General features: G+C 66.0%; 14 protein-coding genes. 3 read left to right on the plus strand and 11 right to left on the minus strand.

Going from position 1 to position 13257, the window contains the following annotated elements:
• Nucleotides 1-5 precede the first annotated feature (5 nt).
• The gene (locus CXY78_RS15040; RefSeq protein ID WP_092338243.1) at nucleotides 6-596 is read right to left on the minus strand and encodes a nitroreductase family protein; all 591 of its coding nucleotides are present in this window, start codon (nucleotides 594-596) and stop codon (nucleotides 6-8) included.
• Between the two features lie 123 nt (nucleotides 597-719).
• Here CXY78_RS15040 and CXY78_RS20810 point away from each other — a divergent pair, with 123 nt between their 5' ends.
• The gene (locus CXY78_RS20810; RefSeq protein ID WP_158253327.1) at nucleotides 720-971 is read left to right on the plus strand and encodes a hypothetical protein; all 252 of its coding nucleotides are present in this window, start codon (nucleotides 720-722) and stop codon (nucleotides 969-971) included.
• A gap of 46 nt (nucleotides 972-1017) precedes the next feature.
• Nucleotides 1018-1239, plus strand: coding sequence for a hypothetical protein (locus CXY78_RS15045; protein ID WP_140425721.1), 222 nt, complete (start codon nucleotides 1018-1020; stop codon nucleotides 1237-1239).
• A gap of 9 nt (nucleotides 1240-1248) precedes the next feature.
• Here the strand turns inward: CXY78_RS15045 and CXY78_RS15050 are convergent, their stop codons facing one another.
• From CXY78_RS15050 to CXY78_RS15085, 8 genes are all read right to left on the minus strand, one after another.
• Nucleotides 1249-2934 (minus strand): long-chain-fatty-acid--CoA ligase, encoded by a 1686-nt coding sequence (locus tag CXY78_RS15050; RefSeq protein ID WP_104090031.1) that lies wholly within the window; start codon nucleotides 2932-2934, stop codon nucleotides 1249-1251.
• Nucleotides 2931-4013, minus strand: a complete 1083-nt coding sequence (locus CXY78_RS15055) for a low specificity L-threonine aldolase (protein WP_104090032.1) — start codon at nucleotides 4011-4013, stop codon at nucleotides 2931-2933. The genes CXY78_RS15050 and CXY78_RS15055 overlap by 4 nt, the downstream gene beginning before the upstream one ends.
• Before the next feature lie 17 nt (nucleotides 4014-4030).
• Nucleotides 4031-5143 carry an ABC transporter permease gene (locus CXY78_RS15060; RefSeq protein ID WP_104090034.1) on the minus strand — a complete coding sequence of 371 codons (1113 nt, stop codon included), beginning with the start codon at nucleotides 5141-5143 and terminating at the stop codon, nucleotides 4031-4033.
• Entirely contained in the window at nucleotides 5140-6024 is an 885-nt protein-coding gene (locus CXY78_RS15065) for an ABC transporter ATP-binding protein (RefSeq protein ID WP_092338769.1), read from the minus strand. The genes CXY78_RS15060 and CXY78_RS15065 overlap by 4 nt, the downstream gene beginning before the upstream one ends.
• Before the next feature lie 96 nt (nucleotides 6025-6120).
• Nucleotides 6121-6819, minus strand: a complete 699-nt coding sequence (locus tag CXY78_RS15070; RefSeq protein WP_092338234.1) for a response regulator transcription factor — start codon at nucleotides 6817-6819, stop codon at nucleotides 6121-6123.
• The gene (locus CXY78_RS15075) at nucleotides 6816-8135 is read right to left on the minus strand and encodes a sensor histidine kinase (RefSeq protein WP_104090035.1); all 1320 of its coding nucleotides are present in this window, start codon (nucleotides 8133-8135) and stop codon (nucleotides 6816-6818) included. The genes CXY78_RS15070 and CXY78_RS15075 overlap by 4 nt, the downstream gene beginning before the upstream one ends.
• 2 nt (nucleotides 8136-8137) lie before the next feature.
• Nucleotides 8138-8809, minus strand: a complete 672-nt coding sequence (locus CXY78_RS15080; RefSeq protein WP_092338231.1) for an SDR family NAD(P)-dependent oxidoreductase — start codon at nucleotides 8807-8809, stop codon at nucleotides 8138-8140.
• Nucleotides 8809-10209, minus strand: a complete 1401-nt coding sequence (locus tag CXY78_RS15085) for a DUF6421 family protein (RefSeq protein WP_092338229.1) — start codon at nucleotides 10207-10209, stop codon at nucleotides 8809-8811. Before CXY78_RS15085 ends, CXY78_RS15080 begins: the two co-directional genes overlap by 1 nt.
• Nucleotides 10210-10543: 334 nt before the next feature.
• Between CXY78_RS15085 and CXY78_RS15090 the strand changes: the two genes are divergently transcribed.
• Entirely contained in the window at nucleotides 10544-11284 is a 741-nt protein-coding gene (locus CXY78_RS15090; protein WP_104090037.1) for a DNA alkylation repair protein, read from the plus strand.
• A gap of 3 nt (nucleotides 11285-11287) precedes the next feature.
• Here CXY78_RS15090 and CXY78_RS15095 read toward each other — a convergent pair whose 3' ends face one another.
• The gene (locus tag CXY78_RS15095; RefSeq protein ID WP_233197274.1) at nucleotides 11288-12181 is read right to left on the minus strand and encodes an amidohydrolase family protein; all 894 of its coding nucleotides are present in this window, start codon (nucleotides 12179-12181) and stop codon (nucleotides 11288-11290) included.
• Nucleotides 12178-13173 (minus strand): LLM class F420-dependent oxidoreductase, encoded by a 996-nt coding sequence (locus CXY78_RS15100; RefSeq protein ID WP_092338227.1) that lies wholly within the window; start codon nucleotides 13171-13173, stop codon nucleotides 12178-12180. The genes CXY78_RS15095 and CXY78_RS15100 overlap by 4 nt, the downstream gene beginning before the upstream one ends.
• Nucleotides 13174-13257: the final 84 nt, after the last annotated feature.

A 13257-nucleotide genomic window follows, 5' to 3' on the forward strand; every position in this document is an offset into this window, starting at 1 on the left:
CAGAACTAGTCGTTGCTGAGGAGCAACTCGCTGAGGGGGAGGCGGGTGCGGGGAGCAACCTCGCGCTCGCGCAGCTCGGCGGTGAGATCGTCGGCATTGCCAAGCACTCCCAGCGCCGTGACGGTGACGACGTCCTGCTCGGGGGTGAGGTCGAAGGCCGCCGCGATGGCAGCACCGTCGAATCCGCCCATCTGGTGCGTGTGCAGTCCCTCGTGCTGGGCCTGAATCGACAGGTGCGCAACGGACTGGCCGAGGTCGTAGCGCGCCCACGGGTTCTGGCGTTCGCCCTCCGCCGGCAGCTGCGCCACATTGACGATCAAAACGGATGCCGAATCGGCCCACACCTGGTTAAACCCCTTGAGGGCATCGTGGATCTTGACAAAACTCGCCGAACCGCGCCGAGCCACGATGAACCGGGCCGGCTGCCGGTTGCTGCCCGAGGGAGCCCAACGGGCCGCTTCGAGCACGGTCGTGAGGGTGGCCTCGTCGATGACAGCGCTCTTGTCGTAGGCGCGCGGGCTCCAGCGCTCGGCCAGGATCTCGATGAGAGGAGATGCGGTGTCGGCGCGACGGTTCGTGTCTGCAATGAGGGTCATGGGCGAATCCTTTGATCGAGGAACGTAGGCGGGGCTGCGTTGACCCACGATCTATAACGCTGCAGACTGCGCACTATTCCGTCTAGGGTGTCATTACGCGATGTGACGACAAGGGGTGGGACCGTGATGAATCAGGCCAGGTCTCGTTCCGTCGGAGTACTGGCAGTGGCGACCACGATCGTGGTCGCGCTGGCCGGCTGCAGCGCTTTCTTCCCTGCGGACGTGACGCCGACGGCATCCGTTTCGAGCCCGGAACCGGTTGCCTGCAGCCAGCACGATGCGCAACTGACCTGGCACCCAATGCAGGATGCGGAGCCGGCCACGCTCGGTCACCGGGCAGACGGAGACGACGGACCTCGGGCATCCGCAGGTTGACTTCGAGGCGGCGAAACCGTCCGTTCCACTCGTGGGGACAACCATCATGGGTTTTCAAACCAATCAGATTCAGGTTGCCTTCGACCTGAGCTGCTCCGGCAGCGAGGTGGGCTCCGGACTGCTCACGACAACCACGAACGGCCTCATCGCCACCATGCTCGCGTGTGGGCAGCCGACGCCGGCGCCGACCATGGGGGAGGTGCAGGACTTCCTTCCGGAGACCCTGTACCAAAAGCAGCTACGGTCCTACTGCCCCAACCACGGTTAGCTGCGCCGGCTACTTGCCCTGCAGACGGTTTCGCACCTCGCGGCGCAGCACCTTGCCGAGCAGGCTGCGCGGCAGGTCGTCGACCTCCACGATGCGGCGCGGCACCTTATAGGCCGACAGGCGGGTGCGGCAGTACTCGCGCACCGCGGCCACGTCGAGTTCCGTACCGGACCGCAGTACCACCACAGCCACGACGTCTTCGCCGCCGTTCGCGCTCGGAAGGCCGACCGCGGCCGCATCGGTGATGTCGGGGTGCGACAGCAGCGCTTCTTCCACCTCGGACGGCGACACGTTGAAACCGCCGGTGATGATGAGCTCTTTCATGCGATCGACAACGGTGATGAAGCCGTCGGCGGAGACCCGCACGATATCGCCAGTGCGCAGCCAGCCGCCGGGCAGCAGCGCCTGGGCGCTCTCGGTGGGCCGGTCCCAATAGCCCGAGAAGACCTGGGGGCCGTGAACGAGCAGCTCGCCCTCTTCTTCGAAGCCGAGCTCAACCGTGGGGTCGTCGGGGTCGACGACGCGAATGTCGGTGCTCGGAAACGGCACGCCCACCGTTCCGGGGCGGCGGCTCGGGCCGATCGGGTTGCCGGCCACGATCGGTGACGCCTCGGTCATGCCGTAGCCCTCGACCAGCAGTCCGCCGGTGGCCTTCTCCCAGCGTTCCACGATCGACACCGGCAGGTTCATGGCGCCCGAAATCGCAAAGCGGATGCCGGCGAGGCTCACCCTTTTCTTTGCTGCGGCCGTGACCAGGCGGTCGTAGATCGGGGGCACTGCCGGAAGAAAGGTGGGCGGCGCATGCTTGGCGGCGTCGAGCACGAGCTTCTCATCGAACTTCGGAAACAGCACGAGGCGGGCGCCGATGCTCATCGCGAAGGTGAGGCACAGGGTGAGGCCGTAGGCGTGAAACATCGGCAATACGCCGTAGACGGTTTCATCGCCGGGGCGGAGGCCCGCCACCCAGGCGGAGCCCTGCGCGGCGTTGGCGCGCAGGTTGTAGTGGCTCAAAATGGCGCCCTTCGGGGTGCCGGTCGTGCCGCTGGTATACTGCAGCACGGCGGTGTCGGTCAGCAGCGGGCGCTGGTGCGAGGGGTGCAGCTTGCGAGCGCCCGCGATCGACTCCCAGGTGATTGCGCCCTTTCCGGGTGCGGCGGTGAGCGAGGCGCGGGCATCCCGGGCTTTCTTGATCGGCAGTTTGAGAGCCAGCCGTTTCGAGAACGGCATCGCGCGGGTGAGGTCGACGGTAACGACATCCGCTACCCCCATATCACCCGGAAAAGTGCGCACTGACTCGTAGACCTTGTCCCAGACGATGGCGACCTTCGCGCCGTGGTCTTCAAACTGGTGGCGCAGCTCCCGGTCGGTGTAGAGCGGATTGTGCTCGACCACGATGGCGCCGAGGCGCAGCACCGCGTAGAACGCAACGACGTGCTGCGGGCAGTTCGGCAGCACGATGGCAACGCGGTCGCCGGGGCTCACTCCGAGTTTGCGCAGGCCGTTGGCGGCGCGGGAGATCTGCTCGCCCAGCTCGGCGTAGGTGGTGGTCTCGCCGAAGAAGTCCAGGGCGATGCACGGTGCGAACCGTTCGGCCGAGGTCTCCATCATGTCGGTGAGGGTTTCGGTGGTCTCCTCGATCGTGCCGGGAACGCCCGGCGCGTACGAGGCGAGCCAGGGCTGGTCCCTGAAGGTCATGACAACTCCCGGGTGATCGCGGCGACGAACTGGTCGATGTCGTCCTCGGTGGTGTCGAAGCCGCACATCCAGCGCACCTCATTCTTCGACGCATCCCAGTCATAGAACCTGAACGACTCGCGCAACCGGTCGGCGACGCCGGCCGGCAGGGTAGCGAAGATGGCGTTGGCCTGGGTGGCCTGGCTGAAGGCCAGGCCGGTGATGGTGCCATCGGCAAGGGCGCCTTCGAGAGCGCCGCGCAGCCGGGCCGCCATTGCGTTGGAATGGGAGGCGTTTCGCAGCCACAGGTCGCGCTCGAGCAGCGCGATCAGTTGCGCCGAGACGAAGCGCATCTTGCTGGAGAGCTGCATGTTCGACTTGCGCAGAAACTTCAAGCCAGTGGATGTCGCCGGGTTCAGTACCACGATGCACTCACCCAGCATCATGCCGTTCTTCGTGCCGCCGAAGCTGAGCACGTCGACGCCGGCGTCACGGGTGAAGGCGCGGAGCGGCACCCCGAGGCTCGCGGCGGCGTTGGAGATGCGGGCACCGTCCATGTGCAGCGTCATTCCCTTGGAATGGGTGTGATCGGCGATGGCGCGCACTTCGTCAACGGTGTACGCGGTGCCGAGCTCCGTGGTCTGCGTGATGGCCACGACGAGCGGCTGGGCGCGGTGTTCATCGCCCCAGCCCCAGGCTTCCTGATCGATGAGTTCGGGGGTGAGCTTGCCGTCGGGGGTGACCACCGGCAGCAGTTTGAACCCGCCGACGTGTTCGGGGGCTCCGCCCTCGTCGTTGTGGATGTGCGCCGTGGCCGAGCAGATCACGGCGCCCCAGCGCGGCAGCATCGACTGCAGCCCGGTGACGTTGGCGCCGGTCCCGTTGAACACCGGAAAAGCTTCGACGCCGGCGCCGAACTGGTCGGCGAAGACCTCCTGCAGCCGCGCCGTATAGACGTCTTCGCCGTAGGCGATCTGGTGGGCGCCGTTGGCCTGGCTCATCGCCTCCAGAATTTCCGGATGAATGCCGGAGTAGTTATCGGAGGCGAAACCGCGGGAGGACAGATCATGGAGTTGGGTCACCCCTCCATCCTCCCGCATTCGGCTGGCTGTCCGCCCTACTTGTGCAAGGCTTCGCGCAGCGACACCCGGGCGCCCATGCGCAGCAGCGCGTTGGAGTAGATGCGCGACCCGATCAGAATCACCACGATCGTCGACAGGGCCAGCACGACAAGGGAGACCACGGGCTCCCACCACTCGGCGTCACCGAGGAAGATTCGCACCGGCATGCCGACCGGCGCGGAGAACGGAACGTACGACATGATCGCCAGCACGAGCGGGTTGTCGTTGAAGAAGACCACCAGAAAGTACGGGATCATGACGAGGAACAGCACCGGCGAGGTCGCCGAGCCGACGTCTTCCTGCCGTGACACCATCGAGGCGGTGGCCGCGTAGAGTGAGGCGAGCAGCACGAATCCGAAGGCGAAGAACACGGCGAACCAGATGATGGCCGGGCCCACATCGGCCAGCAGCACCCGTTGCCCAGTCACTGCCAAGCCCACGGAGACCAGCAATCCGATGGCCACGATCTGCCCGAACGCCATCAGGCTGTTGCCGAGCACCTTGCCGGCGAGCAGGGCCCGCACCGAGATGGTCGACATGAGAATTTCGACGATGCGGGTCTGCTTTTCTTCGACGACGCTCTGGGCGATAGTGGCACCGAATGTGGTCGCCGACATGAGAAAGATGATGCCGAAGCCAATGGCAACGAGGTAGGCGAGAAAACCGTTCTGCGAGGCCGGCTCGAGAATCTTCAGATCGGGGCTCACGCTGAGCGTGCCGAGAACATCGATCGGCGCTGAATCCAGGGCGATCACCGTGATTCCGAGCAGCGAATCGGCACTGCCAGAGGGCACAACGGCCGCGTCGACCGAGCCGTCGCGCACGAGCGCTTCGGCTTCCTTGACCGTGTCGGATTCGACGATGTCGAAGGCTTCGGTCTGTTCGACGACGCTGATGGCCGTGCCGACGACGGCGACCTTGGTCAGAGTCGTGTTCTGGCTGAGAAGACTGCCGACGACGACCGACGCCACGGAGATGAGCAGCAGAATGCCGGTCGCGATCAGAAAGGACTTGCTGCGCAGGCGGGCCGTGATCTCCCGGTTGGAGACCAGCCAAACGCTCTGGGCGAAGGTGGGCGCGGTGTGCACCGGGCGGGTAGCGTTGCTCATGCGATGACCTCCTTGAAGATGGTGGCGAGGGTGGGCCTCTGCTGGCTGAAACTGTGAACGGCGCCGAGCGTGATCGCGTGCTGCAGAACGGCCTGGCTGGCGGCATCCGTTTCGGCTTCAAAAACGGCGAAGTCGCCGTCGAAGTCGATCACGGTAATGCCCGGCTGCGAGCGGACCCAGCCAGTGTCGCCTTGCGTGCGAATTTCGAAGCGGGGGCTGCTGTGCTGCTCGCGCAGCGCCTCGCGGGAACCGTTCGCGCGAATCTCGCCGTCGGCGATGATGACGAGGTCGTCGCAGAGCCGTTCGACGATGTCCAACTGGTGCGAGGAGAACAGCACGGGCGCGCCCTGGGCGGCGTAGCCGGCGAGCACGCTCATCACGACCTCCACCGCGAGTGGGTCGAGGCCGGAGAATGGCTCATCGAGCACGAGAAACTCGGGATCGTGCACGAGCGCGGCGGCGATCTGCGCGCGTTGCTGGTTGCCGAGCGAGAGTGACTCAACGGTGTCGCCGGCGCGTTCGGTGAGCCCGAGACGCTCGAGCAGGTCGGCAGTATTGCGGCGAGCGGATGCCGGCGTCAGCCCGTGCAGGCGCGCCAGGTACACCAGCTGTTCGGCGACCTTCATCTTCGGGTAGAGGCCGCGCTCTTCGGGCATGTAGCCGAACCGGCGGCGGTCGCTCGCGGTGACCGGCACGCCGTCGATGAAAACGGTGCCCGTATCCGGCGAGAGTACGCCGAGAATGATTCGCATTGTCGTGGTTTTACCGGCGCCGTTGGCGCCGACGAAGCCGGTCATGCGGCCGTCCCCGACAGTGAAGCTCACGTCGGTGAGTACCTCTCTGATGCCATAGCTCTTGGTGACTCCCCTGATGTCGAGCATGCTCGCCCTCTCGTTGCGTGTGCCTTCACGGTAGCGCGGGGCGTTCAGGCGACGCATCCGCCTGGCGGGTGAACCGGTCTCCACCGGGCGGCGGAGCTACGCCTCGAGCGCGCCTCCGGGCACGATCACGCGGTGCTCGTAGGCGTAGACAACGGCTTGGATGCGGTCGCGCAGCCCGAGCTTCATCAGCACCTTGGAGACGTGTGATTTCACCGTGGCCTCGCCGAGAAAGAGCTGCGCGGCAATTTCGGCGTTGGCCAGGCCCTGGGCCAGCAGCGCGAAGACCTCGGACTCGCGCTCGGTCAGCTCCTGCAGCTCGCTCGGCACCGCTGCAACCGGTGAAACGGATGCCCCACCCGGGTTCACGCATCGCTCAATCACGCGCCGGGTCACATCCGGGGCCAGCAGGGCATCGCCGCGGGCGAGCACCTGAACGGCCTCGATCAGCGCCTCGGGCGTGGAATTCTTCAGGATGAAACCGCTCGCGCCGTGTTGCAGTGCGGCAAAAAGGTATTCCTCGCGGTCGAAGGTCGTGAGCATGAGCACCGCGGCGTGGATCGACGGGTCGTCGACGATGGACCGGGTGGCGGTGAGGCCGTCGACGCCGGGCATCTGCACGTCCATGCAGATGACGTCGGGCTGAAACGTTCGGGCCAAAACGAGAGCGGCGGCGCCGTCGGCGGCCTCGCCCACGACGAGAATGCCCGGCTCGGACTGCAGAATGATACGAAACCCAGCGCGTACGAGAGCCTGGTCGTCGACGAGCAGCACGCGGATGCCGGCCGGCTCGCTCATGCGTTCTCTCGTTTCATGAGCGGAAACCGGGCACGCACGAGGTAGCCGCCGCGCGGTCGTCCCCCGAGGTGCAGTTCGCCGCCGACGGCAGCGACCCGTTCGCGCATGCCCCGCTGTCCGAGCCCGGTGGTCTCGGCGCTCGCGCCGCCGGGCAGCGCCGCGGCGAATTGTCGCCGCGGGCCGACGCCGTCGTCGGTGATCTCGAGCTCGACGGCATCCGTTTCGTAGCGCAAGCGGAGGTCGGTGCTGACGCCGGGGCCGCCGTGTTTGCGGGTGTTGGTCAGCGCTTCCTGGGCGATGCGATAGATGCTCAGGCCGATCGTGGCGGGAATCGCACGTTCATCGCCCACGATCGACAAGCGCACGGGAACGCCGGCGGTGCGGCTCTCGTCGGCAAGTTCGCCGAGCTGGGCGATGCCGCGCGTGCTGCTGCTCTGGCTGGTGGGTTCACTACCCGGCGCATCGTCGCCACGCAGGGCTCCGAGCATGGTGTGCAGTTCATCGACCGCGCTGCGCGCGCTCTGTTCGATGATGGTGAGCGCGTCGGCCGCCTGCCCGGGGTCACTCGAGAGGATGCGCCGGGCCGCGCCGGCCTGCACGCCCATGACCGACACGTGGTGGGCGACGACGTCGTGCAACTCGCGGGCTATGCGCACCCGTTCCAGGGTGATGGCCTGGGCGGCCGTGCGCTCGCGCTCGGCTACGAGCTCCGCGGTGCTGCTTTTCAGGGCGGCGCCGTTGCGCGCGGAAATCCACGCGGATTCGCCGAAATACCAGGCCGCACCGAAATAGACCAGATTGATCAAGACCTGCAGAACGCCGAACGCCGCGTAGGGGGAGAAGAAGCCGTCGCGCGAGAGGTCGGGCATCATGGTGAGCTGGTTGGCCTGCACGATCAGTTGCGCGAACAGCCAGATGAACATGCCGGCCACGATCGCGACCCGCACCCACTTGGCGGCGATGCGGTGGCGGCCCCAGGCACCGACCGAATAGAGAGCAATATAGAGGCAGATATTGGAGAACAGCATGTCGCTGGCTTCGAGCATGGCGCCGGCGGCGAAAACCACCGAGGCCGTCAGAGCCACGACTTCGGGCCAGCGACGACGCAGCGCGAGCGGCAGGGTGATGAGTGCGACCCACAACGCCACGATCCACACCGGGGAGTCACTGAAGACGCCGGAGGTACGGGTGAGCGACACGCTCACGGCGGTCGCGGCGGCCAGAACCAGCGCGACCCACAGGTCCTTACGCAGGCTCGGCCCGCTGGGGGTGGGCCTCCGCCACTCGTCGCTGAGGGGGGAGTCTGTGGTGCTCATGACTACACGCTAGCGGGATCCTCCGACGCAAGCAGCACCCGGCTGCCATTAGCGGATGCCGCCGCCTCGTCCCACAAACCGCTCACGCGGGTAGCCAGCTCGGTCTCGAGCCCGTCCAGCGAACGCACGACGAAAATCACGGCCGCGGCCGTGTCGCCGGCTTTCGTAAATCCTTGACCGACCGCGCGCACCCAGGTCTCGGCCGCGGACTTCGCGGCCGCATAGTTTGCGCCGCCAGCTAGAGGCCGGTCGACGGACACGCTCGAGACAATGGCGAGCCGCCCGGCCGACGAGGCCAGCAGGTCGGCATTGAAAGCCCGCGTGGTATTGCGCAGCGTGGTGACCACGTGCGAGTGCAGAAAATCCCAGTCCTCATCGGTCTGGCCAGCGAGCCCGCCGCCGCCGCGCCAGCCGCCGACGAGGTGGATGAGACCGTCGATGGGGGAGACCTGGGCCGCCAGAGCGGTCACTGCGGCAAAATCCGTCAGGTCGCACTCATACAACGCGGCGTCCGGCGCGACGTCGAGCACCGACTGGAGTCGTGCTCGAGCGGAGCCGACGGCAATCACGTGCGCGCCGGCATCCGCTAGTGAGCGCGCGACGGCCAGCCCGGCCGTGCTGGTCGCACCGGCGATCAGCACGGTGCGACCAGCGACGGCCGAGCTGGCGCTCATCAGCCGACCGCGCTGCCGGTGATGCCGGCCGTGGATTCGATGACCGTGCGCATCTTCTTCTCGAGCGCTTCGAAGAACATCGACAGCGGAAATTCGTCGTCGAGAACCTGGTCGGTGTAGCCCTTCGGTGCGCCGGCGAGTACGTCGAGCGGCAGTCCGCGGGCCCAGGTCGACGCGGGGTTGGGCGTGAGGGTCTTCGAGATCATCTCGTAGGCCGCGAGCCAGTGTGCCTTCTTCGGCCGGTCGATCGACGCCCAGTACAGTTCGTCGATCTGCGCTCCGAGTGCAATGACCACCTCGGGCACGGCATCCCAGTCAAAGCTGAGGCGGGTGTCGGTCCAGTGCAGCACACCGTGCTGGTGCATCCAAGCGAACAATAACTGACCGCCGAGGCCGTCATAGTTGCGCACCCGGTTACCGGTGATGGCGAACCGAAAGATGCGGTCGAAGATGACCGCGTACTGCACCAGCTTCGCGTGCCGACGCGCCTCGGGGCTTGCCAGCTCACTGCCTTCGATCGTGACCGATTCACGAAACGCGGTCAGGTCGCAGCGCAACTCCTCGAGCGAATACAAAAAGAACGGCATGCGCTGCTTGATCATGAACGGGTCGAACGGCAGATCCCCGCGCATGTGCGTGCGGTCGTGGATGAGGTCCCACATCACGAAGGTTTCTTCAGTAAGGTGCTGGTCGCCCAGTAGCGCGGCGGCGTCGGCGGGTAGCTCGAGCCGGGTGATTTCGGCGGCCGCACGCACAACCCGGCGAAAACGGGCGGCTTCACGGTCGGCGAAGATCGCCCCCCAGGTGAACGTCGGAATTTCGCGCATGGCGACCGTCTCGGGAAACAGCACGGCTGAGTTGGTGTCATAGCCAGGGGTGAAGTCGAGAAAACGAATCGGCACGAACAGCTTGTTCGTGTAGCCGGCTTCGAGTTCGCCGACGAATTCCGGCCAGATGACCTCGATCAGCACGGCTTCAACCAGGCGGTTGGCGCTGCCGTTCTGCGTGTACATCGGGAACACCACGAGGTGGCGCAGCCCGTTCACGCGGTGCTGCTGCGGTTGAAAGGCCATCAGGGAGTCGTAGAAGTCGGGCACGCCGAATTCCTCCGACACCCAGCGATCGAAGTCGGTGACCAGGGCTGCCAGGTACGCGGCGTCGTGCGCAAAGTGCGGCGCGAGGTCGGTGATGGCTGCGGTGATGCGCGAAACGGATGCTGCGGCATCCGTGTGCCGTTCGGCGTCGGTGATCGACCCGTTCTGCGACTGCACACCCTGCAGTGCCGTCGCGGCTGCCTTGAGGCTGAGCCAGGAGGGGTGCTTGGCGAGGGTGTCTTCGAGAACCTCGGGCTCTCCGACCAGAGCGTTAGCTACGTGTGTTTTTTCAACAGATATCGACATGGGAACCTCCGATTCGAGTGTGTGCCGCGGTTGCGGCGGGCGTGCGCGCCAAAAAGACACACCTTCAGAATATCGGGCGCCGCGCGGCGTTTTCTTGCGATTTCTTGCAACGAACAACGTGCCTGGCCGGGTTTTCGCGCTGAGAATCGCCGCATTGGCCCCGTTCGCGCACTTCTTACCGGAGTGGCGGTACACAACTGCGGAGATTGCTCGCCGTCGTCGTGCACCGCACCCTTCGATACGCGCTCTGTGTAGCAGGCACGCCCGCACCGATCGAGAATCTCCGCAGTTCTGCACGAGCACCTGAGAAATGCGACCGCGATGGTCTGCGTTGATGCCCTGTTCCCCGACGGCCTCCGCTGTCACCGAAGATCTCGCCGTGCTCGCCGACCCCGAGCTTGCCGTCGGCGTTGCTCGTTTCTTTCAGACCGGTCCCGGCCAGTACGGCGAGGGTGACGTATTTATCGGTATGAAAGTTCCGGTGTTGCGCACCGTTGTGAAGCGTTTCGTCGACCTGCCGTTGAACGAGGTCGATCTGCTGCTCGACAGCCCTATTCACGAGCACCGCATGACTGGACTGCTGATTCTGGTTGCCCAATTCAAGCGGGCGAGCAAGCCCGCCTCCCGCGACGATGCGGCCCGCACGCGTTTGGCCGAGGCCTACCTCAGGGCCCTTGGCCGCGGCCGGGTCAACAACTGGGATCTGGTCGACTGCTCAGCTCCGACCCTGCTCGGTGAGTACCGGTTTGATCTCTCGCGCGACGTGTTCACCGAGCTGGCACAGAGCGACATTCTGTGGGAGCGCCGCGTGGCGATGGTCGGCACGCTCGGCCTGATCATGCGTGGCGACGCGAGCACCACGCTCGAGCTCGCCGCGCTCCCGCTGAACGACAAGCAGCCGCTGATGCACAAAGCCGTCGGCTGGATGCTGCGCGAGGTCGGCAAGCGCATCGACCGAAACCTGCTGCTCGCATTTCTCGACCAGCACACCGCGCAGATGCCGCGCACGGCCCTGAGTTACGCCACCGAGCACCTCCGCCCCGAGCAGCGCGCCGCCTACCGCGCCGCCCGATAGAGGCTATTCGCCGATCAGCCGCAGGCCGTTGTACCAGCAGACGGCGCGCAGCCAGTCGTCGTCGAGCCGCGGTTCCCGGTCGCGCAGGCGTTCGAGGGACTCGAGCTGGTGCGCATACGGGTACGGAATGTTGGGAAAGTCGCTGCCGAGCACCACCCGGTCGGGCAGGTCGGCCAGCCGTGGAAGCAGGGCCGGGTCGAACGGTGCGAACTGCTCGAAGAAATCGGTGAAGACCATGGTGGTGTCCAGGTGCACCCACGGGTAGCGTTCGGCGAGATCGAGAAACTCGCCGTATTCCGGGGCGCCGAGATGGGCGACGACGGCCGTCAACAGCGGATGCCGCGCCAAAACTCCCGCAAGCTTGTCCGGCCCGGTGATCCCCGGCCGGGACACCGGCCCGCTGCCGACGTGGATCACGACCGGAATCCCGGCATCGGCGAGCAGCCCCCAGACCGGGTCGAGCCGGGGCTCGCGCAGGTCGAATCCCCCGATCTGGGCGTGAATCTTGAACACCCGAGCGCCGCGATCGAGGGCGGACTGCACCTGCTCGAGCACGCCCTCCTCCGGGTAGAACGTGGCGCTCGGCACGCAATCAGCGTGCTCCGCTGCCAGTTCGAGGGAGAAATCGGTCAGGGAAGCCGCCATTCCCGGGCGATGCGCGTAGGACAGCGCGGTGAAGCGCCGCACGCCCAGGCGCCGCATCGTCGCCAGGCGCGAATCCTGATCGTCGCGGTAGTGGATCGGCCACTCGTGGCCGATCAGCGGTTCGATCTCGTCGAAGTGCGCCCAGACGCGCCGCAGCATCCGCTCTGGCAGAAAATGGGTGTGCAGGTCGACCAGTCCGGGCAGGCCGAGGCCGCGCCACCAGGCCGGTACCTCGTTGTCGGTGAGCATCATTGCTTCAGGGCGGGCATGACCTCGCGCTCGAACAGTTCGATGCCGGAACGGTCGTAGGCCGCCTCGGGAAAATAGTGGATTGCGTAGCCGAGGCCGCGCTTCTTCATGGCGGTCAGACGCTCAACGACCTGTTCCGGCGTGCCAACGCCCTGCGCCTTGCCGCTTCGATACTCGGCCATGAACTTCTCGGCTCCCTCGGCACCGAGATAGGGGGCCACCCGGGCCTCGATCGCGTTCAGCCGTTCGGCAACTTCGGCCTCGGTCGCGCCGATCACGGTGTTGTAGTTCGCCGAGCGCACGATGCGCCCAAAGTCGGTTCCCTGAGCCACGCAGTGCTCGGCCAGGAGCGCGCTCTTCTGCGAAAAGCCGTCCGGTGAGCCGTCGAAGTTGGTGTAATCGGCGTACTGCGCGGCGATGCGAAGGGTGACTTTTTCGCCGCCGCCGGCGATCCAGATGGGAAGACCACCGGCTTGCAACGGAAGCGGCCGAAAGATCGCGCCATCCATTTGATAGTGCACACCGTCGAGGGTCGCCGTGCCCGTGGTCCAGGCCTGCTTCATGATCTGCACACCCTCGTCGAGCCGAGCGAGGCGCTCGCCTGGACCGGGAAACCCGTAGCCGTAGGCGCGCCACTCATGCTCATACCAGCCGGCCCCAATGCCCATCTCGATGCGGCCGCCGGAGATGATGTCGGCGGTCGAGGCGACCTTGGCCAGGTAGCCGGGGTTGCGGTAGCTCATGCAGGTGCACATCTGCCCGAGGCGCACCCGTTTCGTGGTCGCAGCGAAAGCGGAGATGAGCGACCAGGCCTCGTGGGTGGCCTGCTCGCTCGGCACCGGAACGGTGTGAAAGTGGTCGTACACCCAGATCGACTCCCAGGCGCCCGCATCAGCGTGCGCGGCCAGGCCGCTCATGGTGGCCCACTGCGCCGCCGGTTCGATTCCGACCAGATCGTGTCGCCAGCCCTGGGGTACAAAGAGTCCAAATCGCATGGATTCAGCCTAGACGGGCCTGCTGGCCTGACGTGAAACGATACGATTTAGCCAGTGGTGCTTGCGCCGCCAGGGAACCTCGAT

Source organism: Cryobacterium sp. N19 (genome assembly GCF_002929595.1).
Classification (GTDB): domain Bacteria; phylum Actinomycetota; class Actinomycetes; order Actinomycetales; family Microbacteriaceae; genus Cryobacterium; species Cryobacterium flavum.

Excerpts from the sequence above, each read along its gene's own strand:
- CXY78_RS15055 (WP_104090032.1), bottom strand. The coding sequence starts at position 4,013 with ATGCGGGAGGATGGAGGGGTGACCCAACTCCATGATCTGTCCTCCCGC.
- CXY78_RS15085 (WP_092338229.1), bottom strand. The coding sequence starts at position 10,209 with ATGTCGATATCTGTTGAAAAAACACACGTAGCTAACGCTCTGGTCGGA.
- CXY78_RS15050 (WP_104090031.1), bottom strand. The coding sequence starts at position 2,934 with ATGACCTTCAGGGACCAGCCCTGGCTCGCCTCGTACGCGCCGGGCGTT.
- CXY78_RS15075 (WP_104090035.1), bottom strand. The coding sequence starts at position 8,135 with ATGAGCACCACAGACTCCCCCCTCAGCGACGAGTGGCGGAGGCCCACC.
- CXY78_RS15060 (WP_104090034.1), bottom strand. The coding sequence starts at position 5,143 with ATGAGCAACGCTACCCGCCCGGTGCACACCGCGCCCACCTTCGCCCAG.
- CXY78_RS15080 (WP_092338231.1), bottom strand. The coding sequence starts at position 8,809 with ATGAGCGCCAGCTCGGCCGTCGCTGGTCGCACCGTGCTGATCGCCGGT.
- CXY78_RS15045 (WP_140425721.1), top strand. The coding sequence starts at position 1,018 with ATGGGTTTTCAAACCAATCAGATTCAGGTTGCCTTCGACCTGAGCTGC.
- CXY78_RS15100 (WP_092338227.1), bottom strand. The coding sequence starts at position 13,173 with ATGCGATTTGGACTCTTTGTACCCCAGGGCTGGCGACACGATCTGGTC.
- CXY78_RS15090 (WP_104090037.1), top strand. The coding sequence starts at position 10,544 with ATGCCCTGTTCCCCGACGGCCTCCGCTGTCACCGAAGATCTCGCCGTG.
- CXY78_RS15065 (WP_092338769.1), bottom strand. The coding sequence starts at position 6,024 with ATGCTCGACATCAGGGGAGTCACCAAGAGCTATGGCATCAGAGAGGTA.
- CXY78_RS15095 (WP_233197274.1), bottom strand. The coding sequence starts at position 12,181 with ATGATGCTCACCGACAACGAGGTACCGGCCTGGTGGCGCGGCCTCGGC.
- CXY78_RS15070 (WP_092338234.1), bottom strand. The coding sequence starts at position 6,819 with ATGAGCGAGCCGGCCGGCATCCGCGTGCTGCTCGTCGACGACCAGGCT.
- CXY78_RS15040 (WP_092338243.1), bottom strand. The coding sequence starts at position 596 with ATGACCCTCATTGCAGACACGAACCGTCGCGCCGACACCGCATCTCCT.